This window comes from Paenibacillus nuruki (genome assembly GCF_001721045.1).
Classification (GTDB): Bacteria; Bacillota; Bacilli; order Paenibacillales; family Paenibacillaceae; genus Saccharibacillus; species Saccharibacillus nuruki.
On the sequence record NZ_MDER01000081.1, the window covers coordinates 1 to 24,361 of the forward strand.

Consider the following 24,361-nt stretch of genomic DNA (forward strand, 5'->3'; position numbering starts at 1 on the left):
AACAGTGAAAGATAAGTTAGCTTAAAATAAAATAGACTATCAAAATCAAGAAGTGCTCATAAATAACTTATTAATTTGGAGAGATAAACACTTTGCTCATCCGGATAAGAAATATTTTTTGGATAAAAATCGTATTAATTTAGCAGAACATGCTCCAATGCTTGTTGGAGATTTACCAAAACTTTTAAAAACTTCAGCAGAAATATTAAATTTCTATTCTTCTAAATTATTCAGAATTATCCACTTCTTTGAGGATTTTCAGATTGAACATGACGTTGATAAATTGTTTATGGTCTTTAATCAACATCTTGAAAATAATTAAGTAGTGCTGTTAATAGTACAATTAAAGTAAACTTAATTACAAAACGTAATTTAAATTTCAAAAAAAGGAACAATTGATTTAAGTCAATTGTTCCTTTTTTGTGCAGAGTTCTTTAACTATTACTGGTATTATATTTCTACTAAGACCTATTTTAAAAATAAAACATAAGAAATCAATACAGTGATTAAATTGACTATCCAAAATAGAATAATAGGCATTTGAGAACGTTTAGGTAAAAACCAATAACTGAGAAAAATGAATCCAAGAAACAAAACGATAAAGAATAAGTTGATAAAAAGAAAAAGTACAAACAAATTTTCATCACCGCGAATATCGGGGGCATAATAGTTGCCAAGAAAATAGCCAATATAGTACACGGTCACAGCTGTAAAACTTACTACATAATGCCAAAGGAAACTTAGAATAATTTGAATTAATATACACGATGTAAAAAGAAGACTTTTAAAAAGGGTACGATTCATGTTCAATGACATAACCTCATTTGTAAATAATTAATTTTTTTCTCTTGCTAACTTATTGTATTTTTCTAGAATAGGGTAGAACTGATACACTACATCACTATAAGCTAAAGCTTCCTCTCCCTTACCGTTGTAGCGTGTAATAATATCCTTGATTTCAGTACCACTATAACCATAATGCTTTGAAGGTAAACCGATTAAATTAGCTGCTCGAATAAGAACTAATGCACACGTCTCAATACTAAATTGTTTATCATTGTGTAACTTATTCCAAATGTATTCGACTTCTTTCCATTTCTCATAATCATAAGGATTACCTGTAATTAAGCCCTCGGATATAGCATAGTTAATGGAATCGATTGCAGTACTTGCAAAAATTTGACCAATACCAGTACTTGCATCAGGTCGTGCAAAGGCTGGAAGAGTTGGAGCAGGGGTAAATGCTTTTGTAATTGGTGGTAGATTATCCCAAAACTCAAACGAATTTTTGTATGCATAATACGATATCACAAGAGCATCAGAAACGGTATCATCTTGTCCTTCAGTGCTAAGTTCTCGAAGCAGTACAGATTGAATAAGAGCTTTACGAATACTAAAGCGGCGACTTTGTTCAGTAATATATTCATCTAAGCTAATTACAATTTGTGCAGCTTCTTGTGGCGTACGAACACTTTTTGCACGTTGAATAGTAGTAAGAAGTTCGTCTACTTTGTCACTAGCTTCTTTCATAACTAAATCCTTGTATTCAGTTGGAAGTTCTACATCATCTAATGCAAGTTCTATAGGAGTAGATACTTTACTTACACCTAGATCTCTACCAGACATAATATTATTATCTATTTCTATAGCGCCTTCACCACTACCAATGAAAATAGTTGAGATCTGATCAAAAGCCCAATTGATAGGAAGATTGTAACCCAGATTCCCACTAAAACCAGTAGACATATCACTAACAAAACTATTTACCGCATATCCAGCTTGAGAAACACGGCTACAGATATTTCGAGGACCATAAACTCCAATCTTATACATACTACCTAATGCTACCATCTTATTAGATAGTGCTTGAAAGTAAGGTAGAATATGACTTGTAACTTCTTCATCGACAGCATCATAATCGACAGCGAAATAAATGACGGTTCCTTTCTCGAAGCCAAAGCCATTAGCTGCAACAAGCCCTGTACGAGCATCGTTACTTCCTTGTTCTGGAGTGAAGTAGCTTAAACTATTACCCGCTGACTGACAGATAGGGAAAACACGCAAGCCCGCTGCAAAGATCGTATCTAGTTCACCCGGCTTAATTTTTTTAGGGATTTTCACTTCAGTCAAGTAGCGACCAACTGCTGTATATCCATTTTGTTTTAATGTTTGAGCTCGTGCGGGTGTAATTGTTGTAATACAATCACAAGCTGTCCCTTTACGTGTATTATCTCCGGTACTAACCAATAAAGAAGCCCAAGTTTGTTTACCTGCCACCCCATCGGCGGTTAATTTAGTGAAGCTTTGAAAATTTCGTACAGCACTTTTAACGCCTTCATCATAAATACCATCAAAGCGACCAGGATCGTAATTGTTTAAATAAAGAGCATATTGAATAATAGCTACGAACTTCGTTTTTGTGCTACCTACATTAAGAGTAGGGCATAGTGACTTGGTCGTTGAACCAAAAGATCCATCTGGAGATCCTGAACCTTGTTCTGATTGTAAAGCGTAAATTAATGCTTTATTAGTTGAACGTGCATAGCGACCGTCACACGGGATCAATCCTAGCGGTTTAAATAAAAGTTGGTAATAGTCCCGATTAAGGTTTTGCTGGATGGTTCGAATTTTATCGTCACCAACATTGATAAAAGCATCCATATTTAAAAGTGCTTTGATGATCATAGGAGAGGCAACCCCATCTACATTTCTTAAACCTGCATCTTTTTGGAAACGTGCGATAGCTGCTTTTGTACCATCCCCATAAATTCCGGTAAAACCGGTAGGATTGTATCCTTTGCAATACATCGCCCCTTGAAGGATACGAATTTGATTGGAAATTGATCCATTCGTGTAATCGGAATTACTTGAAAGAGTAGGGCATGCATCAGTGGTAGCAGGTCCAAAAGAACCGGTAGGATCAGGAATACCGATTTCAAGTTGTAATCCTCGAATCAACGCACGAATCGTTCCCCACCCTGTTTGACCGTCTTCGTTAATTTTTATATAACCATTTCTTCCTGTATACGTTTTGTTTGCCCATTGTTGTACTTTTAATACCATTTCATCCATGATTATAACCTCGCTTTTTAATTTTAGTTAGTTCGCTTGATCAGTAGCCGACAAATTCAAAAAAGACAATCCATCTGTTCATTTTTAAATAAAGAATGTACCTATTAACAGTAGTTCGTTTCTAACCTCCTTATAATGAATTGAAAAAGGTGTTCATTAATAAAGGAAAATTAGAGTCTAAAAATACAACACATTATTAAAATTTATTTGGAGTCTGCTTGTTTACGAAATTTATAATTTTATTTATGGATAGATTAATTGAATAATTTGGTTTACATTAAAAAGGTTCGACTATTTTGATCTGTATATGAATAAAGGGGAGTATGGCATGGTAAAGAAAGAAATTAATGTAGTCATCGCTGTAAAAAAAATCTTATGGATTCACAGTCTGGTTTTGTTATGTTGTTTAACATTATTTATGTATTCAAAACAAAGTGAAGCGAGTACCTCTAAAGAATTACCTGCATCAACTTGGGAAAAAACATTTCCTGTAGGTGATTATGTAGCAACTGTATTTGAAGCAAATAAATCTACATTTGTTCAAACAGATAATGGAGATGACAGACCGTGGAATTCGTTGAAAAGTTCTAATGGATCATCTATCTATTCATTTAAAGCTACTACCATGGATCTTTTTGGCTCATCTTATTCCTTTCTGACGACTACGAACGGAAATACATTTTGGTTAAAACCCTCACACGTTAGCAAGGGGACTTGGAAAAGATCGATTGTGGCTATTGACCCTTCAGGTAAACAGCTATGGGCACATTCATTTATAGAATCTTCAAAAAATGCAAGAATCTATGAATTGAAAAATAGTAGTCTTATGGTGATTATCGATCTGGGAGGTAATCCAGGGAAACATTTAACAAAAGCCTATATTTATGACCAACAAGGAAAATTAATAAAATCTAAAATCTTAAATGGGTTTTTGGAGACGGCTGAAGGGGGAAAGATCATTACAGTCGATGGCTATTCAACAAACAATAAAGACTATTCTGTACCAGTAAGAGTGTATAGCGAGTCATTAGATTTACTTTATCGGTTTACTCCTGGACTGAATTTTACGATTTCTCCTGAAGTTACAGATGATGGCACTATTTATATCTATAGTACAAACAGCAAGAAAAAAATAGAGTTGATCTACGCCTTAAATGATGCAGGAAAAACACTATGGAAGAAAAGCTTAACGTACAGACAGTTAAAGCAGTTAACTCATTCAAAATCTAAATTAATTCTAGACATGGGGAATTACATTTCTTTCTATGATAAACAAGGGAATAGAAAGAATCATAAATTATCGAATACAAAACGGTTTACTCCTATAAGTATTTCGCCTAATAAAGAAAGCATTTTGATTCACGATAGTACGAAGATTACAAGTTTGAATGACAATAATTTAAAAGCCAAGTATGAGTTTTCTGTAGAGCCTGAAGAAGACTATTATAGCGGTAATAATAATGTCTTTTATAGCGGTTTTGAAAATATACTTAAAAAATATGAAGTGAAATAATAAAAAAGAGTCCTTCTTAACCAAATAGAAGGGCTCTTTTTGAGTTAGTTAAAGAACATTATAATCCGTAAACTCACATAATCTTGTACTGATTTATTTGCATAATAGGTAAACTACTATAGAATTAATTTAGAAGATAGTTGTACCTGATAAAGGAGTGTTAAAGATGGCCTCTAAGAAACAAAGCATCGATCAGCATTTAAGTAAGATCATGTCTCTGAATCTATCGATTGTAGATTTAGCAGTCCAGAAATTGATTGCTGAAGCAGCTGACGAATTTAAAACTAAAACAAAAAGTGAGACAGCCAAATATATATTTGAAAACTCAAAAAAAGAAGTTGCTCTAAATATGAAACTTCTAGAACCTAGTATAACTGAAGATGAAAAAATGGAAATTAATAAACAAATTCAGAAATTGAAGATCACTAACTTGATCTATGAGGAAGCCCAGCAGATGCGTATCAAAACTTATTATTCGCATCCATCATTTCCGTATGGACATGTCTTCTCAGATAGTGGAATTAGCTCAGTTTCTACTAAAATGGCAAAGAATGTCGTTGTAAGTGAAGATAATTTAGTGAGGGATAATCGAAGAACGCGTATCTATCATCCTTCTCAAAAGGAGCTCACGCTTCAAGATGCGAAAGTGCTCATTGGAATCCATAAGTTATGGGAACAGCATGATAAGCAAAAATCATTTGAATTTACAATTTATTCTTTAGCAAAAGCTATTAATCGAGACACGAGCGGAAAAACATATAAAGAAATTTGGTCTTCTTTAGAAGCTTTGCAGGATAGTAAATTTGAGTTCATTTATGCTCATGAAAAAGGAATCTTAGAAACCATTGATCGTATCACTATTCTGCAAGCGATCGGTAAGAGTGATCCTAATTCCTCATTTAAAGTAACATTCTCGGATGCTGTTTATAAATCGCTTAAATCAGGAGCTATCGCTTACTTAAGTTTGGCTATACTGGAAGACTTGAATACAAATACAGCACAAAATCTATATTTATTTTTCCCATCTCAAGTGGAACAGGGTATTACAAGCTGGCGTATTGATGAAATATGCGAATTAATGGGCATCAAAGCAAATCGACCTGCCAAAAAAATAGAAATAGTGAAGGCTGCTTGTGATAATATGGTGGAGCTAACGCTACTGAATAGTTACAAACTGCATCAAGATGAAGCCCAAAATGTGACTCTAATTATCAACCCTTCATCATTACTATTAAAATCTACTAAATTGGCTCATCATAGTGATCAAAAAATCGAACAAATCTCTTTAGATTTAAAATAGTGTCCTTTCAACCCCGATATAGGATGTGTTTGAATTGATAAAACTATTCAAAAAATGGCGAAAGATTCATCAAGAATATGATTCTGTAAGCACAAAAGATATCAATGAACATCATTTTAAAATGGCTACTATGATTAAACATCATTACAGCATTCTAGAAAGTATGGAATTGGATAAAATTATGAATTTGAGGAAGCTAGATCCACAGTTTGGATTAAATGCTTATGAGTTTTATTCGGAGTTTTATCGTAGGCAATGGAAGATTGTACATCCGGGCACATTATACGGACAATGTATTCATTCTTTATTAAAAGTGTATAAAATAAATGGTGTAATAGAGTCGGTAGTATCCAGATATGAAGATGATTGCGTCGATAGTATATATATGTATCCTGCAATGGATCGTCTTGATTATTTAGTATTGGTTACTTGCAATAAGGCTAATTTATTTTACTATCCACGTTATGAGGGAGTATATCTGCATTATGGAACAGCACAAGAAAAAGTGCCTTCACGATTAACGCTAAGTTATAGTCGAAGTGGCATATTAAATTTGGGTGTTCTGCATTCGGTTAAGCGTAGGATAGGGCATGGTTCTATTCTTTTGGAATCCCTAGAGAATTTGCTCCATTTATTTGAGGAAAGTATTCATGCACAAAATAAAGCTCTCTACTATGAATATTATCCAGATCCTAATGACCGACGTATTGATTTTGATCACTTTCTCAAAACGTTTGATGCTTATAAATTCAAAAAACGAATTGTAGGCAGAGTGGGACAAACGGATAATGTAGATATAGAAGATGTACGAGCATTTTATGCGAAAAATGGATTTTTGCAGGATAACGAAATTTACAAACAGTATTAAAATTTCTGTTGTAGCGATATTAGAATCATGCTACTATTAAGGTAATCCAATAACAAATTATGCGAAGCACGCATCTAACCATCAGGTTAGTTGCGTGCTTTTTTTGTTTTTAAACAAAAAAGGTGGTGAAGAATATTGCTGTTGAAACTTATCGTGTTCTTTTTATTGATAACTTCAGGTGTAGTTGGTTTAGGCTATTTATGTTTCTTTTTATATAAGTGTTATAGAGATCAAAAAAGGGAGGAACTTCATCAAAACTTATTAAAAACAGAAGAAAAATTAGCAACGTATACTTGGTTCGAAGCCAATTTGCATTTGTTTATCAAAAATAATTCTTCATTTGAAGTTATTTTAAATATGGTTCACGACGACCATTACAATTACATTGATCGTCTTGATCTCAAACATGCCGAAATGTGGAATTCATTTTTAAACGGAAAGCTACAATCTAAATATATTTTGAAAGAATTAGCTACTGAAAAAGAAAACATAAAAGCCAACTACACTCAAATGATACACAAAGTAAATAGAGGTTGGTATTAGTATTTTTATCTGGTCGACCATCGAAATAGCCACTCTAAAAACAACATACAACCCGTTCATAGGAATTAAAAAACATTGGCTTGCAGCATACATGCTAATTCTAAATTTAGCGCTTGTTATCGTAGCAAAGAAGATGTAAAGTTCCCTTTTTCAATATTTAAGTGTATTTCCTATTAACGGAGTGTCTGCAAAGAAAGGATATTATGAAAATTAACTTAAATAAGCCTGCTCGTGTTTCAAAGTCATCTCTTTTAACAGAAGAAAGTAGAAAAACTTCTCATGAAAGAAACGGTTCGATAAATGAAGATATAAAGTATAGGATTTATTCGACCCTATTTGGTGTAGTCCTTATAGGAGCTATTTTAGGCATTATTTGGGCTGGTGTTGCTATGTTTTCCACAGCAACTACCCTGCTATCTTCTAAAATAGAAGCAACTGCGATAAAAGAACCGGTTGATCCTTCACCGGTTATTCCTTCAGATACCGAAGAAGTTATTGATTCATTTATGGATGTAGGCGATAAAGTCGAAATCAAACAGATTCAATATATTCACTATCAATATGGATATAGAGATTATTATTTAATTGGATTAACCAAGAAAAAAGTATTAGATTGGTACGAAATATATCCAGAAGAAGTTATTTATGATGCTGATAAAGTATCTTACATTGAAAGAAAAAAAGATAATATCGGAACATTAAGCAATTCCATAACTTATGTTATTCATTTGACAGATCAATTTCCAATGATCATTTCGCATGTTGCTAACAACGATTAACTATTATTCCGACTATGAGGAGACCCATAATGAACCCGACTTTTATAAATGCACTGTCTACACTAGAGCAGGAGCATAATATTTCAAAACTACATTTAATAAAAGCGATTGAAAAAGCATTACTAGCTAGTTACAAGAAAAAATATAATACGGATGCGAATGTAGAGATCGTTATCGACTCTGTTACTGGAACTATACGAATAGTTCTCAAAAAACTAGTTGTGGATGAAATCCTAGATGAGCGTTTAGAAATTACTATTGATGAAGCTCGTTCGATTAATCCTATTTGCGAATTAGATGACTACATTGAAGTAGAAATAGAACCTGCTAATTTTGGAAGAATGGCTATCAACGTGGCTAAACAAGTAATAACAGAACAAATCAAAGCAGCTCAAAATAACAATCTACAATCCCTGTATGTAGATAAAGATGACTCTCTTATGAAAGGCACTATTATTGGCCAAGACCCATTTAACTACTATGTTCAATTAGATACTACTGAAGCGATTCTTCCTAAAAACGAAACTATGCGATCAGACCAATTTTCTCTGAATCAAGAAGTAGTTGCTTACATGGTAGGTTTTGAGAATCATTCCAAGAAAGGCAACATTCTTCTTTCTCGTAATCACCCTGGATATTTAAAGAAAATATTAGAACTCCATATTCCTGGAATTGCAAATGGAGCGATTCAGATTCAATCGATTGCGCGTGAAGCTGGATATCGATCTAAAGTGGCTGTAACTACATCTCATCCTGATTTTATCGGTCGTGTAATCGAGGCTTGTGTGGGCGATAAAGATTCAAAAGGAGCCTTAATTCGAGAAGTTATCAGTCATCTTGGATCTGAAAAACTCGATATTATTGAATGGTTTGAGGAACCAGAACAGTATATCCAATCTGCGTTAAATCCTGCTCAAGTCATCAGAGTCGATGTCTTAGATGAAGAAAATGCTAGAGTGATTGTTCATGAAAACCAGTTAACATTAGCGATTGGTATTAAAGGACAAAACGTTAGGCTTGCTGCAAGACTAACTGGGTACAAAATTGATCTTTATTCTGAGACCTCTGCTCTAGTAGCAGACCTAACGCATGATGAATAAACAATGGGTTGAATCTAGTAAAAAACTTATGTTTGTAGGTCTTTTCTTGGTTAAATCAGCATTGATTATTAGCTTGTTCTGGCTATTCAATAAAGGGATTGGTGGATTTTTCGCGCAGATCGGATCAGTACTCGGTAATTTCCTTTTATTTCAGGTCATTGTTTCTTCTTTTTTGTACAAACATAAAGCTAATTTTATTTTAGATATTATAGAAACAAGAGATTTTGATAAAGAAGTAGATCGACAAACGTTCATGAAAACAGCAGTTGTGGGTGCTCTCTATGCGCTAGTTGCTTCATTGCTCTTAATTGTACCTTTGTATAATGACTCTAATCTTGTAGAATACTCTATTTACTTGATTTGCTTTATTTATATCGTAATTTTCCATATGATAAACTTGAAGCATAAACGTGAAATGCGTAGCTTACAGCAAGAATGTTATAAGCTAAGTCAATCTGCACGTTAAAGGAGAGTATTATGCCTACCAACAATATAGTTCCGTTACAGGAACGAATGGGTCTGAGTGAACGTAATATTATGTATTTGTTAGTATTTCGAGAATTAGCTGTAGCTTCTAATTTTCCAAATGCAATATATCAATCTATTAAAAATGAACTTCAATATATTAATCGTGGTAAAGCGCAATCTTATTTGTATGCTGTAGTCGATGAAATGGCAAATTTCGGCTGGATCGAAATTATTGAAACGCAAGGTACAAAAAAATACTATCGCATTACATCTTCAGGTCATCAAAAAGTAGAGAATTTCCGTATCCTCTTTTTACAGTCTATTGTTAATATCAAATCAGTTGCTCAACATTTTTATGATTTAATTAGTGGGGGTACGCCATCTGCACCGGTGATGCTTACTCCCAGCGAAAAGAAGATTTTTAATCGGTTGGTCAATGTAAGACATTTAACTACGTATTTAATATTATCGATGCTAAGCGAATCTTCTAACTCCCATCTAACCGGTAAACAATTGTGGGACTTAATCGGTCAACGTCATCTCTGGCAACCTGGAGACAAGTACATTTATGAAATCACACGAATGATGGAAGAAGACAAGCATTTTATTGCTGGAGAGTGGACGAACCATCGTAGATCTGCCTACTTATATCATATTACAGAGACAGGTACATTAGCGATCAATTACGAAGCTCAACAAAGTCTCCATTACTTAATAGAGATTATACGATATGCTACTTACTTGATCTTATTATTTCCTAGCCCTAAGTGAAAGGTGATCCAAATGAAAGCATTAAACTTTACTCTGTCTTTGTTTAAAAAATATAATATGGATTTCAAATTGTCTGAAGCTCAACAGGATGATCTTCATAAAGCAACAATCATTAAAGTTTCTCACCAAGATGTGCAACGAGGGCATATTGAATCTTATCTTAAAAAGATTCATTCTTTAGAAAAGAAGAAAAAAAATACAGTTACCACATTGATTATTATTTTTGAAGGCTACGAAGATGTGCATTTAAAAATTTTCAATGTTCCCGAACTTAAACAATGGATTCGAAAGTTATATATTGTAAAACCGAATCTATTTTATTACTTAAGAAATCATTCTGATCATTATGTTCATGATATCTTAATGTGTTTGGTTGAAGCGAATCCTTCTTTTTTACCAACTCAATTTAAAAAGTATGCCAACCCTAGTTTACTTGTACATGGTGCTGATGCGATACCTACGATTGAAAAAATTGCCGATAAACTTGTGCAGTTTTCGATAAAAAGAAAACACAGTTCTCAAGAGATATTTTCTATCGTTATCAATTTTCTTGCTGCAACCGAATATGAAGGTCATGTCGAAGGAAATAAAATCAGACTAGAGTATTAGTACAGTTTAAGTATAAGCCCTAATCAAATTGCTTATTAGGTAAAGATAGCTTTACAACAATTGATCACTACACTCCAAAAGTTTTGTGATCTTGCTGATAGAATAAGAACGCAAATCTCTATTTTGAGGAGTCCCTATGAATTTAGAAAAGTTATTATGTTTATATTCGTTTATTAGAACTTATTTACGCTTCTATTTATTGGTTTGTATGATTTTTTCTTTCTCTTTTGTAGCCTACTATTCATATATTGAAAAAGAATCCTTTACTATAAGTCTGCTTTTAATACTATTTCATTTATTTAACGCAACATATACATTTCTTCTTTATATGAGATTATCGACTGGAGTTCCATTTCGTTATCCTTTCAAAACCTTCACCCTTGTTCCTATACTTCTTCTCTTTCCTATTTTTCTGGATCATATGTCTCATTCAACATCGGAACATATGACTATGTGGCTTATAGCTACTTTCTCCGCATTTCTTGTGATTATTTTGGTATGTTATATGATTAAACGGCTGCTTGTAAAAGTGATAAAATATAAATTGGAGGAATACTCATGAAATACAATGAAGAAAATGAGAAACAAAGACAACAGGAATATCAAATAATAAGTATGAATATCTCTTTTTTCAAACAACTTTTTGCACAACCTCGTAAATACGGTGGTCGTAATGAAAATCCAATATTACTTTCACCTAAAAATCAATAAACATCAGAAGATATATATACCTAATATTGAGATTTATAACAACTGACAGATTGCTTAAACTTATAAAAATAGTATAATTATATGTAATTGAATTTAATCAAAGCGAAGCACGCTTTCTCTAATCTATTAGAGGAAGTGTGCTTTTTTTGCTTTTAGCATAGGAGAGGTCGAGATGAAATTAATTATTGCTGAGAAAAAGGATCAAGCGGTTCGATTAGCTTCTCCTTTTCGCCAGAAAACTCAAGGTACGGGGTATATCGAGGTATTGCCAAATGACCATTTCCCCAAAGGAGCCTATTTTGCATGGGCATCCGGTCACTTGGTCAGCTTACAAGATCCAGAGGACTACTATGAGAATTGGAAGTCATGGAACTTAGAAACATTACCTATGTTGCCCGAAGCTTTCAAGCTAAAGCCTACAAAAGAGAAAGCAGCTGCCTTCAAAAATCTACAAAAACTTTTGAAAAACCCTTCATTTACAGAGGTTATTAACGCCTGTGACCCTGGTCGTGAAGGAGAGGCTATCTTTACTTATATTTATTTATTAAGTGGCTCTAAAAAGCCTACTAAACGGTTATGGACATCTTCCTTAACATCCGATGCTGTCGTCAAAGCTTTTAGCAATTTGTTAGCAGGCGAAGCCAAAAAAAGTCTGTACCATGAAGCTTTTGCACGGGCTTGTGCAGATTGGCTAATCGGAATGAATACTTCTAGAGCATATACACTTCTTCTTCAAAAATCTCAAATAGATAAGAGCCAGAAATTTAATTTTTCTACCGGTCGCGTACAGACTCCTTTGCTGTCATTGATTGTTGAACGAGAACAAGCTATCGATCAATTTGTTTCAACACCTTACTGGGATTTATATGCCGATTTTAATATGAATGGTAAAGAGTATAGAGGTAAATGGTTTGCTGGTGAAACGGATCGAATTTTAGAAAAAAACAAAGCAGAAGCACTTGCTACGTGGTGTTTAAATAAGCCTGCCGTCATTAAGAATATGGTTGTAGAAGATAAGAGTGTACCCGCTCCGCAATTATATGACCTTTCCACACTTCAAAAAAAAGCTAATGTGCTATATCAACTTAGCCCTGCTGAAGTCACGAGTGCTTGTCAAAAATTATATGATGCAGGTTATCAAAGTTATCCACGATCGGACTCAAAATATGTGAATCCGTCTGAAGCTGAACAGTTTCCATTAATTCTGGATCAATTGAGTAAATTGTTACCTTATCAATCCTTTTTCCCACTACCAGTAGATAGCATTTTGATGAACAAGCGTTATGTAGATTCTAGCAAAATCGGGGAACACTATGCTATTATCCCGACTACCTTAGTACCCGATTTAAATAAGCTCTCAAAAGAAGAGGGCTTAATTTATGATCTAGTTGTAAAATCTTTAATCGCTGCACACTATGATGATCAAAAAGTACAGCACACGTCAATTCTTACTTATATTAAACAAGATAATGTTGAGTTTTCTTTCATGACTAGAGGGAAAATTATACTTAAACCTGGATGGAAAAAAGTAATTCAGAACGTTGACCAGGATAACCAAGATATAGTATTACCGAATGTAGTTGTAGGAGAACAAGGATTGGCTTCGTGTACAGAAGCAAAAGAATGTTGGACATCTCCTCCTAAACGATACACCCAAGGTGATTTGATACCGCTGATGAAAAATGCAGGGAATACAATTACTGATAAAAACCTAAAAAAAGTGATGAAAAAAAATAATGGATTAGGTACAGAAGCTACGCGTGCATCTATTATCCAAAGATTAACCAATCAGGAGTACATTATCGTCAAAAAAAATCTAGTTTATCCTACACCGAAGGCATTAACTTTAATTAAAGCGATCGGTCATGCTTCTCCGTTAACATCTGCTGAAACAACAGCTAAGTGGGAAGAATATCTGTCTGGCATTGGAGAAGGCAAATATACGTATACCAGCTTTATTGATAGAGCGAAAGAACTCACTCAAAAACTAGTATACGATGCGACTCAGCGGATCGGGCAATTGGAGCCATCAGAGTTGCAAGTTATTGATAAAAAGCAGTCTACTACAAATCAACCCGTTAAGGTTCCAAAACCGCAGTCTTCTGTATCCAAACCAACGTCTTCAGCTAAAACTACCAAATCTGAAGAGGTGAAGCCTAGTATACCTAATTCTCAGACTAAGGCTAGTCCAGAAAAGCAAATTCAGAAGACAGTTCCTGTAGCCATTCAAGTAAATACTCCTAAAGCGATATCTGCTACCGTCGCTTCACCAGTAGCGACAACCCCTAGAGTAAGAAGCACCAGTACTACCGGGACAGCAGAAAGCTTAGGAGCTTGTAAAAAGTGTGGTCATCCTGTAGTTGATCGTGGTAATTTTTTTGGTTGTGTCCAGCTAGAGGACAATTTATGCGATTTCCGGATCAGTAAGAAAATTAAAGGTGTTGTAATCGAAGCAGAAACGATTACTGATTTATTAGCAAAAGGAAAATCCAAGTTAATCGAAGGGTTTTTAAATGCTCCAGCTGGTACATTCAATGCTTTTTTAACTTTTAATGATTCAGGGAAATTATCTTTTCAAAGTCCTCCTAAACTTGAGGCGTTGTTTCCTTTGAATTTACTCCAAGAATCTAAACACAAAAATATACTCACTAGCGATCAACGTGAAGTCATCAATATGATTGAAAAAGAATCTTTGAATTTGAAACTTGGCTGTAAAGTAGTTAGAGCCGTTTTTGGCCCCAAAGTGATTCGCTACGAAATCGAACCGGATGAAGGGCTGAATATCTCTTCTTTCAGACGTTACAAAGATAATTTTCAGTTAGCGCTTCAGGCAAAACAAATTACGGTGTATACACCTATACCAGGAGAGAGATATGTAGGTATTGAAATTCCTAACCCTAATCCATATGTAGTGAGTCTGAATACACTTTTGAATACGAAAGAATTTTTAACATCTCTTCTGAAACTGTTTATTCCTATCGGTATGGATCAAATGGGAAATGTGATTTATGGAAATATTGCTAAGATGCCTCATTTACTTGTAGCTGGAGCAACCGACTCAGGTAAATCGGTAGGTCTCAATACTATTGTTATTAGTTTACTTGCTCGGTGTTCGCCTTCTGAACTAAAAATTATCTTTATTGATCCTAAGCAAGTCGAGTTTAGTCAGTATGCCAATCTTCCTCATTTGTACCGACCGATCATTAAAGATGCCAAAGAGGGCATAGATGCCTTAGACAAATTAGTGAATGAAATGAATATGCGCTATAAGCTTTTAGATCAAGCTAAAGTCAAAAATATAGATAGCTACAATGAGAAAAGACTCATCAATCCAAGTCTTCCTGCTATGCCGTATATTGTGGTGTTTATAGACGAATTACGAGATCTAATGGAAAACTCAGCATCTAAAGTGGAATCAAGTATTGCTTCTTTAGCAAGTATGGCAAGAGCTGCTGGTATCCATTTGATTATAGCCACTCAGCGTCCTTCTAAAGAGGTGGTTTCACCAATTATCAAAGCCAACCTACCCGTTCGTATTGCATTCTCTGTAGCCAGTATCCATGACTCTAGAGTGATTTTGGGTGAAGGTGGAGCAGAAGAACTATTAGGATCTGGAGATATGTTTTATGCACCAAAAAGTGGTCCAAAAATTCGTGCCGTTTCAGCCTATGTCTCTGATCAAGAAATCGAAAACATCGTAACGTATCTGTGTGATCGATATCGTGAATAAAATGACCCCTCTAAAATTTTGCGCTCTTTTTATTGCTATTGAATAATAATGTTATGACACTAATACCAATAAAAGGAGTGAATTCAATGATTACCGGCAATGCAGTTATCAAGCAGCTTCTGAAAGAATGCGGGCTAGAACAGGAGCAAGTGAATTGGCATTCCATGACTGAAGCTGAAGGCGATATTATTTTAGCTGAATTGTATTTGATGTGTAGAGCTGCATTAACTTCTAATATTCCTTTACGAAATCGAGCTAAAGTGGCTTCTTGCTTTTACAGTAATGTGGTTAGTCGTCGTTTACATGTATTTGTCTCTAAGCAGGCAACATATGATTTAACTTTATAGTCTGTTTATTTAAATCTAAAAGAAAACTCGCTCGATCTATCGTTTGATTTCAAATTTATTGTATAGGTAAGCATACAAAGATATCTATATAATATTTGATGAAAAAATTAAAATAATAAAAAAGATGTATAGACTTATTTTTATAAGTTTATACATCTTTTTTTTATTGATCCTTTGTCATGAAGTCATCTCCATTTTATTTAAAATGACCTTATCAATTTTGATAACCTTTGTTTGGTAACAGTTAATAAAGGCATCAACTACTGTTTCATCAAACTGTGTACCCGCATTCGATTTTAATTGTTCTAGCGCTGCTTCAGGAGATAAAGCTGGACTATAGCTCCTAGATGTAGTCATCGCATCAAAAGCATCACATACCGAAATAATACGAGCTGCTAGGGGAATTTCATTACCTACTAATCCAGAAGGATAACCACTACCATCAAAGCGTTCATGATGATGTAAAATACTTTTATCAATTCCTCGAATACAAAGTTCTCGAATACCCGAAATGATATCATAGCCTTGGGTCGGATGAAGCATAATTGATTCAAATTCTTTGTCCGACAATTTACCTGGCTTTAATAGAATATCTTCAGGCGTTCCGATTTTACCGATATCGTGTAATAATGCTCCAATTTCAATGTTTTGGATCTCAGAAGCAGAAAGGTTTAGTTTAAGTGCTACTTTACGAGCATAGTTTTGAACATTACGGCAATGCAACGCCGTATATGGATCTCTGGTAAATAAAGCTTTTGCTAACGAATCAATGGTTTCTGAACTACTAATATTAGACATATTAACTCCCTTTATAGTCATATTATTTTATTATGGATATATTATTTGTATGCAAAAAAAGCACCACACAGCTATGTAAACATAGCTAGAGTGGTGCTTCCACGGTTAGTATTATATTATAATTCAGTATAACAGATTTGATAAGTAAAGCAAAAGTATAAATTACCTATTTTGTATGTGCCAATGGTAAGAGAATCATTATGAACGCATATAATGATTTATTTTCCAGAAATTACATTGACATATTTAACGTATTTATTCATAATAAACTTAAATGAATAAACAACAGAGGAAGCACCTCTAATCATCTATGATGAGGTGCTTCCTGTATGCTTAAAAGAGCTAATTGGAATTTTCCAATTAGCTCTTTTTTTATTTTCATATGGGAGTGAGAGGTAGTGTTAATCAAAAAAATTGAACTAATAATTTTAAATGCCATTAACGATGATACAAGAACGATTAAAACAATCGAACAAAAAACGGGTATTGCCTACAACACGGTAAAATTCCACTTACGTAAAATGACAGAAGTAAATCTGATCCACGGTGTTGATAAAAAATACGAAGTACTTGTAAATGATTTAATAGTAGCATCAGACAGTGAGGTGAGAAAAGAAAGGAAATTATTAATTAAACAACATCCACCTAAAGCGTTTCATGATCTTAAACAAGAAGAACTTGAAGAACTCGTTTATTTCGTAACTATGCAATTCAAAGCAGGCATATCTCGTCAAAAAGTCTTTTTAAAACTGGTAGCTCAAGGTTGGAAAATTTTAAAATGGGAATTTCTAGTGTTTATAGATATGCATAAAATCCCTAATCATTATTCATTAGATGATACAGAACAAGGGAATTGAAGCTTTAGAAAGAATTAAATGATTTTAACCATTGGTAAATAAATATCATGTTTCAAAACCTAAAAGTGTGGAACAAGATTTTAGGAAATCAGACCTGAGAATCATTATTTTACTCAAAAAACGCCTATTTCAGACAGGAAATCGGACATTTCGAGCATTTTCTATTTATTCGGATCCAATATTTTGTTATATTAGGCGCATGTAGAAAGAACTATAAAATTAATGGAGAGATGTTAATATGAGTACTTTAGATGTTACAAATACCCCTAATCGTTCGGATGCACAAATGATAACTCCAGCCTTAAATGCTGGAAGCAATAATACAAAACTTTTTCAGCAAATCAAAGCAGAACTACTTGCTTTTGAGTCTACAAAAATGATGGCTACTTTAGCGAAACATGAAAGAAAATTCTTTGTACGAAATAATCAACTTCATATTTCTTACAATCAGATCTCAATACCTTTAGGCATTACGACAAGCGTAGCTGTTGAAAAAGAGAATCCAGATAGCAATACTGAATTAGTAGGATTAGATCGTAAAAAATTAAAAACATATCTGATTTTGATTGAAAATACTCTTACTAATATTGATCCGATAGATTATGGTGAAATTACGTTAGGTTATGAAATCCAAGAAGATGGATCAGTGAATGGAAACATTCTTATACAAACCCAGGTTAACCATTCACGATTATAAAAATTTCTAGAAGATCACATTTTAAATAAATTTAGATAATTGATCTAAAGCTAGATTGTAGTTTTTTCTGGTCAGAGGTATATCTTCTTCTACGTCTTGAAGATTTATCTGAAATGCTTTTTTGGTCGAACGTGAGAATTCATCTGTACAGATCATCTGGATATAATTTAGATTAATTAAAAAACTGCGATGAGAAAAAATAATCGCATCGCTACTTTTTTCCTTAATCTCTTTTAAATTGGAAGTAGTCTCAATCACTTGTCCAGAACTAAGATGGACTAATGATTTAGTTCTTGATGATTTGTTTCTCTCTACATATACTATTTGGTTCTCATCGATCATTCTTACTTGATGATCAACGACCAATTGAATCATATGTTTTTCCACAATGCTGTAAGATTTAACAACTTTATTCATGTGTATTTGAGCTTTGGCTTTAGCCAAAGCTTTTTTTAATCGTTCTGGATCATACGGCTTAGTTATATAATCAATAGTATCTAACTCAAAGCCAGCTAGTAGATGTTTTGTATCTACTGATCCTGTCGTAAATATTAGCTGCAATAGCGGATTTGATCCATCTGCTATCACTTGTTTTACTGCTGATATACCATCTAACTTTTGCAATCCTATATCAAGTAGTAAAATATCCGGTTGGTGTATTTTTGCCTCTTCAATAAGTTTTAATCCGGATTTTACTGTTTTACAAACAATATACCCTTCTCCTGTAACTATCTCTTCCAATACTGAGAGTTGGAATGGTTCATCTTCTGCGATTAGAACTTTATATCTTTGTTGATCCAACTTGTTCACGTCCTCAATTCAATAATATTCCTGATTATACTCTTAGATTTCCAAATCTATCTGATTAAAAACTATGCAAATTTTTAGGAAATACTGTTAATTAATAATGACTATTTTATTATCTTGCATAAAATCCTTTTACTGTAGGATTACATATGAATTATGTAATGGTACAAAAATAAAGCAATATGTATCAAACTGTAAGTATTAGAATAGCAGATATCATTATAAAGGGATTTGATGCTATTTAAAATATTATATATTGTGAAATCAACTTGTATTTGTAAATTATGTCGTTTCTCGATAGTTATTTTAATTTTTTTTTATAAAAAGTCGATAATAATAGTTATAGTTTGTAGGAAATAGAGATTTATGTAGATGTGATTCCAAATTTAAGGTATTTATAAATTGACGATCTTTTTTTTAGAATCTATACTTAATTAGTAAGCTTCGTCCTAAAAATCCAGCCATTGCTAAAAAAGGAGAATGGTACATTGACTATTGAGTTGTCTATTGAAAATGTAATTCGTTCATATATACAAAAAAAACAGATAACGCTTAAAGATCTGGCAGAGCAAACCAATATCAATAGAGGAAATATGTCAGCTGCAATCAATCGCAACTCTAAAAAAATCCTTTCCATTCCGCAGCTAGATTCCCTCACAGAAGTAGTAGGTTTTCCAAAGGGCGCATTGTATGATGCTTTTTTTAAAGATTTCAAAGTATCTAAAATTGATATGAGACGAACACGTAAATTTATTTTAGCTTGTGCTGATTTAAAACGACTCGATCTTATCAACCAAATTATTGAATTTTGCTATGAAGACAGGAAATTTATCACGAATGCTTTTGAAATAGCTGAAGAACTTTATAACCTAGAATTCAAAGATTCGGCTAGTATATTATATAACTCTGTTGTTAAGTATGAATTTAACGCTAATTCAGATAGACTTTCGATCAGTTACTATCGTCTTTTTATTATTCACAAAGATGACACTGAACTGGGCTTTAAATACGCTAGTCAATTTTATCCTTATCGATTGAAACTACCCTTAGATTTGAAGCTGGATGGTATAGTCGCACTTGCTTATGCTTATGGTGTACAAAATAAATGGTCAGATGTAGATATTCTTTCAGAAGAGTTACGGGTTCTTACTCAAACTATATATGACCAGGAATTGTATAAAGATGATGACTTCTTGCCGGCACGTCCCTTTGTCTATTACTTTGGGCAAAGCTATCTTATGAGAGAGAGCATGTTTGAATTTTATAAAGAGTATGAGAAGGCTCTTTTATGGAATGAAAAATACCGCGATCTGAGTTGGTTTAAAGATTTAGATGAAAAAGGAAAAGAGCAGGTTGAACTTTATACGCATTTTGCGGAGGCTAACTTGAAAGCAATTCATTTAAAAATGGGGGATGAGTCAGTTGTACCGGACTACTACGACTCCTTAAAAAATGACCCAACTGAAATGACGTTTGGGATCGCTAATATTCTGGAAGCTGCTAATAAGTATAAATTTAATATTGATAACATATTAGCAGATTATGAAGAATTCTCTCAAAAAACTTACGTCGAGAAAAATGAGAGCAAAAAATATACTAAACTTTTTATGATCCAACATCAAGCAAATTTAGACTACCAATATGCTATTTACTTATTCAATTCGAATAATCATTCACCTGGAATAAAAAAACTTTTGCAGAGTTTGCATAATTCGGTTACTATTTCTAATATAACCACTGCGTTTGATTGTGTTTTAGTATTCAATGGTTATAGAGAATATGCTACTAAAGAGCAAATTATTGAATTTAACAACATATGTAAAGGGGCTCTCACCAGATGAAAGAAAAGCTTTATAAAATTTCTTTAAAACTTATGATTGTAGTACTTGTAACCTACAAAGCAAATGAAATTTTAACAACAATGGGACATGGATTCGGAACCTAAAACAAATGCTCTGGGATAACCCAGAGCATTTTTTAATTATTTACGCATCATTTTATATAATCTATTCTCATTATTCATTAAAGATTATTTTAAAATAAGGGAGAGATACAATTGGCAATTGCTGAACCAGGAGGACCAACCACTCAAGCAGGTATTTCTTATCAAAATTCTATTGCAGCATTGACTATAGGCAAAATGTTAAATCCTATTTTAGATTCTAGTTCTAAAAGAATTCTTGAAGTACGAGTTGAAGCACCAAAAGAAGTAGACGATATGGTAGTTACACATTACGACGGTTCTGTACATTATACTCAAGCAAAAGAAGCTATAGAAAAAAAATCCGATGTAAAAAGTGAATGGGGAAAAGTCTGGGTAGCTTTTGAACTTCAATATAAAAAAAGTGAATTTCAAGTTGGAATAGATAAATTATGTTTGGTAACTGATGTAATGCATACATTTCTTGAACAAACTAAAACTATAGCATCACGAGCTAATTACTTTCAAAGTGTAGATGAATGGAAGAATGGTCTAGGTGTCGCGTATACCAAATTACTTACTCACATAAAACAATTTTTATCAGAAGAACTCAGAGAAAATGAAGAAGAATTATGGAGATTTTTTTCGAGTATCTTAATTCAGAAATTTTCTGAAGTCGATATCGATTTGATGCTTTATACTTATATGCCAGATTCAAACCAAACTGTTGAACTTTTATTTGAATCTTTAGTTGGCAAAGTATCGCGTGAGGCTAAACGACGTACATCGTACACAAGAGAAAGTCTGATTCCTTGGTTAGAAAAAAATAACATTAGAATTGCCAATTCAGTACCATTGGAATTATTACGCTCTTCTATATATGCTTGTAGTTCAACTTTAAGGTATCAAAAAAATACACTAGTAAAAATAAATCAATATCTTCCTAGAAGCACTTCCAACGAAATAACAGAATGGCTCCTGGATCATGAAAATCAAAACTCTATTGGCATTTTATTAGATCAAGCTGGTTCAGGTAAAACAGTTGTAATGCAAGAAGTTCTTTTAGAGTTAGAAAGTAAAAATCAAAATGTTATAGCTATAAAGGCAGATCAACAACTTACAAATGTAAACACTTTTGAAGATGTTATAAAGCAATTAGACTTACCTACTAGTCTAGAAAAAATAGCTAGTACTTTTTCAAATGATAATGGTCTAATTGTAATTATTGATCAATTAGATGCACTCTCATTATCTATGGCACATGACGAATCTGCTTTAAACCTTACACTTGATCTAATATTCCGATTACATGCAATACCCAAAATCCGTATATTGATCAGTTGTCGTAATTTTGATTATGAGAGCGATCCTAGATTTAGCAATTTAGAAAACAATAAAAAATTTCATTTATCTCCATTTTCTGATAAAGATATTGAAACTGTTTTGCTGAGAATAGGCTTTAATTATCATCAACTTTCTTCTCAATCAAAGGAACTATTAAAAATCCCGTTACATTTAAACCTTTTTATATTGGCTTACAATGTAAACGACAATAATTCAAGATCACAACTAAATCAATTTTCTACTTTGCAAGAGCTATATCAAATTGTTTGGAACTCTGTAGTTATGAAAAAAAATCAACATGCACCTTCAGAACAAGAACGTGCAGAAGTTCTATTTTCCATGACAAAATCAATGAATCAAAACCAAAAAGTAACAGTTAGGAAATCAGTAGTTACTCAATTTGAAAGTGGTAAGTTAATTATCGCTTTAGATTGGCTATTAAGTGAAGGCATAATTATAGAAGAAAAAGAAAGTTTGAGTTTTTTTCACCAAACTTTTTTCGATTATTGTTATGCTAGAAATTTTTTGGATGAAGGATATGCTTTAGATCAGGTGTTGTTAGACTCTCCTCAAGGCTTATTTCAGCGTCCACAGATAACTCATATTTTATCTTATCTACGTAATGGAGAAGATGAGAAAATGTATGCGATGCAGCTTCAATCACTTTTATTTTCAGATAACCTACGTTACCATTTGAAAGATCATTTGCACCATTGGCTCTCAAGTATCCATACACTCAAAGAATTTGAAGAGGTGTTGTTAGAAAGATTATTCTTAGATAAAAGTCTCCAGATTAAATTTTTGCAAATTTCAGCAACTAATATTGGATGGTTTGAATACTGGAAAAATAGTCATACGCTGAATAACTTCCTTTTGAGTAAAGATCCGAAAGAACAATTCACAGCTTTAAATTATCTTTCTACTATGATAACGTTACAAACTAATGAAGTTATTGAGTTTATAAAACCTCTATATTCTACACATCCTTCTTTGAAAGAATTGATTAAGCGAATAATGTTACAAAATGAACAATGGGAAGCTTTAGAAGCAAGACATTTTTTAGAAACTATTATGTTAACAATGAAATTTAAAGAACTACAGAATTTCCCTATACACTTTTCTTGGCAACATTTAGCAAGATTTGATTCTAAAATGACCTGTCGTATGCTTCTTCATTTTATGAGTCAAATAACATATGAATATAAAAAAGAAAAAAAAGAATTTGAGGAGAAAAAAGAGCTTCTTGATCCTATTGCATATTTACATTTCCCATCTTTAAAAGAAAAATTAAACGAGATTGATTCTTATCAGATCAGTGAAGCAATTCCTATAATTATTGATGAATCACTACACTATTTTGTAGAAACTTTGATTCAGTGGTTTTTAGAAATAGCTCAAATTACTAGCGAATCCATATACAACGTTAAGACAAATTTTTTGAGCGATGAAATTTTTAGAGACTGGTATGATCAACAACTCGTTCAGCTTGATTACGTAATCAAAAAGGAATTTATAAATGCTTTAATAAAACTATCAAAGCAAGATCCAAACCATTTCCAATTGACGATGATTTCTTTAGCCAACCAGCCCTATGAATCATTTCAATTTGTTGTAGCTCATGTGTATCGTCAAGTTCCGGAAAGATATAATTCAGAGATTATTCAATTTTTAATAGAAGAGCCACGAAGATTATTAATAGGTGATGAATGTTACGAAAGTAGGCATTTAATTGAATCTGTTATCCCGTATGCTAAAAATGATGAATTGGACAAACTACAAACGACTGTATTAAATCACTTTCCCTTCAGATCTCTTGAAATTGATGGATATACTAGAAGAGAAAGATCAAAAAATGAACTTCAGTTTTTACTATCTTATATTAGAGAGTATGATAAAAATCAATTTATTATTTTAAAATCATTTCCATTTGATCAATTAAATCGTGATGTAAAAAAACGATTTATGGAACTTGAAAGGAAATATAAAAAATTAATTATAAAAAATAGCCCTCAACGAATTGAAGAATACAAGATTACTTCACCAATTATTCCACAATCTGTTCAAAAGATGTCAAATTCTCAATGGATTTTTGCTATGAAAAAATATGATAAGGATTTTAAACTTAA

General features: G+C 33.0%; 20 protein-coding genes. 17 read left to right on the forward strand and 3 right to left on the reverse strand.

All coding sequences use genetic code 11. The features are described from left to right. The first annotated feature begins 52 nt into the window (after positions 1–52). The gene (locus PTI45_RS19770; protein ID WP_175425228.1) at positions 53–322 is read left to right on the forward strand and encodes an AbiU2 domain-containing protein; all 270 of its coding nucleotides are present in this window, start codon (positions 53–55) and stop codon (positions 320–322) included. Positions 323–834: 512 nt separating this feature from the next. Here the strand turns inward: PTI45_RS19770 and PTI45_RS19775 are convergent. Then, positions 835–3,072 carry a glycoside hydrolase domain-containing protein gene (locus PTI45_RS19775; protein ID WP_083243629.1) on the reverse strand — a complete coding sequence of 746 codons (2,238 nt, stop codon included), beginning with the start codon at positions 3,070–3,072 and terminating at the stop codon, positions 835–837. A 328-nt stretch (positions 3,073–3,400) separates the two neighbouring features. On the opposite strand from PTI45_RS19775, the gene PTI45_RS19780 reads away from it, so the two are divergent. From PTI45_RS19780 to PTI45_RS19835, 12 genes are all read left to right on the forward strand, one after another. Further along, the gene (locus PTI45_RS19780; protein WP_069329313.1) at positions 3,401–4,585 is read left to right on the forward strand and encodes a hypothetical protein; all 1,185 of its coding nucleotides are present in this window, start codon (positions 3,401–3,403) and stop codon (positions 4,583–4,585) included. A gap of 166 nt (positions 4,586–4,751) precedes the next feature. After that, positions 4,752–5,885, forward strand: coding sequence for a replication initiator protein A (locus PTI45_RS19785; protein WP_069329314.1), 1,134 nt, complete (start codon positions 4,752–4,754; stop codon positions 5,883–5,885). 25 nt (positions 5,886–5,910) lie between these two features. Beyond that, positions 5,911–6,753 carry a hypothetical protein gene (locus PTI45_RS19790; RefSeq protein WP_175425229.1) on the forward strand — a complete coding sequence of 281 codons (843 nt, stop codon included), beginning with the start codon at positions 5,911–5,913 and terminating at the stop codon, positions 6,751–6,753. A gap of 135 nt (positions 6,754–6,888) precedes the next feature. Continuing rightward, complete coding sequence (locus PTI45_RS19795; RefSeq protein WP_069329316.1) at positions 6,889–7,296, forward strand: hypothetical protein; 408 nt, start codon at positions 6,889–6,891, stop codon at positions 7,294–7,296. Positions 7,297–7,499: 203 nt separating this feature from the next. Next, complete coding sequence (locus PTI45_RS19800) at positions 7,500–8,075, forward strand: hypothetical protein (RefSeq protein WP_069329317.1); 576 nt, start codon at positions 7,500–7,502, stop codon at positions 8,073–8,075. A 29-nt stretch (positions 8,076–8,104) separates the two neighbouring features. After that, entirely contained in the window at positions 8,105–9,175 is a 1,071-nt protein-coding gene (gene nusA / locus PTI45_RS19805; RefSeq protein ID WP_069329318.1) for a transcription termination factor NusA, read from the forward strand. Beyond that, positions 9,168–9,641 (forward strand): hypothetical protein, encoded by a 474-nt coding sequence (locus PTI45_RS19810; RefSeq protein WP_137226078.1) that lies wholly within the window; start codon positions 9,168–9,170, stop codon positions 9,639–9,641. The genes nusA and PTI45_RS19810 overlap by 8 nt, the downstream gene beginning before the upstream one ends. A gap of 11 nt (positions 9,642–9,652) precedes the next feature. After that, positions 9,653–10,414 (forward strand): hypothetical protein, encoded by a 762-nt coding sequence (locus PTI45_RS19815; protein WP_069329320.1) that lies wholly within the window; start codon positions 9,653–9,655, stop codon positions 10,412–10,414. Between the two features lie 12 nt (positions 10,415–10,426). Then, complete coding sequence (locus PTI45_RS19820) at positions 10,427–11,023, forward strand: hypothetical protein (protein WP_069329321.1); 597 nt, start codon at positions 10,427–10,429, stop codon at positions 11,021–11,023. Positions 11,024–11,581: 558 nt separating this feature from the next. Continuing rightward, positions 11,582–11,734 (forward strand): hypothetical protein, encoded by a 153-nt coding sequence (locus PTI45_RS24250; protein WP_175425230.1) that lies wholly within the window; start codon positions 11,582–11,584, stop codon positions 11,732–11,734. A gap of 172 nt (positions 11,735–11,906) precedes the next feature. Beyond that, positions 11,907–15,464 carry a DNA topoisomerase 3 gene (locus PTI45_RS19830; protein WP_069329323.1) on the forward strand — a complete coding sequence of 1,186 codons (3,558 nt, stop codon included), beginning with the start codon at positions 11,907–11,909 and terminating at the stop codon, positions 15,462–15,464. A gap of 86 nt (positions 15,465–15,550) precedes the next feature. Then, positions 15,551–15,811, forward strand: coding sequence for a hypothetical protein (locus PTI45_RS19835; RefSeq protein WP_069329324.1), 261 nt, complete (start codon positions 15,551–15,553; stop codon positions 15,809–15,811). A 177-nt stretch (positions 15,812–15,988) separates the two neighbouring features. On the opposite strand, the gene PTI45_RS19840 is transcribed toward PTI45_RS19835, so the two are convergent. After that, a complete protein-coding gene (locus PTI45_RS19840) occupies positions 15,989–16,609 on the reverse strand; it encodes an HD-GYP domain-containing protein (RefSeq protein WP_069329325.1) in 621 nt (206 codons plus the stop codon). Positions 16,610–17,007: 398 nt separating this feature from the next. On the opposite strand from PTI45_RS19840, the gene PTI45_RS19845 reads away from it, so the two are divergent. After that, a complete protein-coding gene (locus tag PTI45_RS19845; RefSeq protein ID WP_069329326.1) occupies positions 17,008–17,466 on the forward strand; it encodes a helix-turn-helix domain-containing protein in 459 nt (152 codons plus the stop codon). A gap of 238 nt (positions 17,467–17,704) precedes the next feature. After that, positions 17,705–18,163 carry a hypothetical protein gene (locus PTI45_RS19850; protein WP_069329327.1) on the forward strand — a complete coding sequence of 153 codons (459 nt, stop codon included), beginning with the start codon at positions 17,705–17,707 and terminating at the stop codon, positions 18,161–18,163. 21 nt (positions 18,164–18,184) lie between these two features. Here PTI45_RS19850 and PTI45_RS19855 read toward each other — a convergent pair whose 3' ends face one another. Further along, positions 18,185–18,964, reverse strand: coding sequence for a LytR/AlgR family response regulator transcription factor (locus PTI45_RS19855; RefSeq protein WP_069329328.1), 780 nt, complete (start codon positions 18,962–18,964; stop codon positions 18,185–18,187). A 494-nt stretch (positions 18,965–19,458) separates the two neighbouring features. On the opposite strand from PTI45_RS19855, the gene PTI45_RS19860 reads away from it, so the two are divergent. Continuing rightward, a complete protein-coding gene (locus PTI45_RS19860) occupies positions 19,459–20,811 on the forward strand; it encodes a helix-turn-helix domain-containing protein (RefSeq protein WP_069329329.1) in 1,353 nt (450 codons plus the stop codon). Positions 20,812–21,026: 215 nt separating this feature from the next. Then, the coding region (locus PTI45_RS19865; RefSeq protein WP_083243633.1) for an NACHT domain-containing protein at positions 21,027–24,361 on the forward strand (3,335 nt) is incomplete at its 3' end.

Bases quoted from the DNA above. Each gene is read 5' to 3' on its own strand.
- PTI45_RS19810 (WP_137226078.1), top strand. From the start codon at position 9,168: ATGAATAAACAATGGGTTGAATCTAGTAAAAAACTTATGTTTGTAGGT.
- nusA (WP_069329318.1), top strand. From the start codon at position 8,105: ATGAACCCGACTTTTATAAATGCACTGTCTACACTAGAGCAGGAGCAT.
- PTI45_RS19830 (WP_069329323.1), top strand. From the start codon at position 11,907: ATGAAATTAATTATTGCTGAGAAAAAGGATCAAGCGGTTCGATTAGCT.
- PTI45_RS19835 (WP_069329324.1), top strand. From the start codon at position 15,551: ATGATTACCGGCAATGCAGTTATCAAGCAGCTTCTGAAAGAATGCGGG.
- PTI45_RS19780 (WP_069329313.1), top strand. From the start codon at position 3,401: ATGGTAAAGAAAGAAATTAATGTAGTCATCGCTGTAAAAAAAATCTTA.
- PTI45_RS19785 (WP_069329314.1), top strand. From the start codon at position 4,752: ATGGCCTCTAAGAAACAAAGCATCGATCAGCATTTAAGTAAGATCATG.
- PTI45_RS19815 (WP_069329320.1), top strand. From the start codon at position 9,653: ATGCCTACCAACAATATAGTTCCGTTACAGGAACGAATGGGTCTGAGT.
- PTI45_RS19840 (WP_069329325.1), bottom strand. From the start codon at position 16,609: ATGTCTAATATTAGTAGTTCAGAAACCATTGATTCGTTAGCAAAAGCT.
- PTI45_RS19850 (WP_069329327.1), top strand. From the start codon at position 17,705: ATGAGTACTTTAGATGTTACAAATACCCCTAATCGTTCGGATGCACAA.
- PTI45_RS19820 (WP_069329321.1), top strand. From the start codon at position 10,427: ATGAAAGCATTAAACTTTACTCTGTCTTTGTTTAAAAAATATAATATG.
- PTI45_RS19800 (WP_069329317.1), top strand. From the start codon at position 7,500: ATGAAAATTAACTTAAATAAGCCTGCTCGTGTTTCAAAGTCATCTCTT.
- PTI45_RS19775 (WP_083243629.1), bottom strand. From the start codon at position 3,072: ATGGATGAAATGGTATTAAAAGTACAACAATGGGCAAACAAAACGTAT.
- PTI45_RS24250 (WP_175425230.1), top strand. From the start codon at position 11,582: ATGAAATACAATGAAGAAAATGAGAAACAAAGACAACAGGAATATCAA.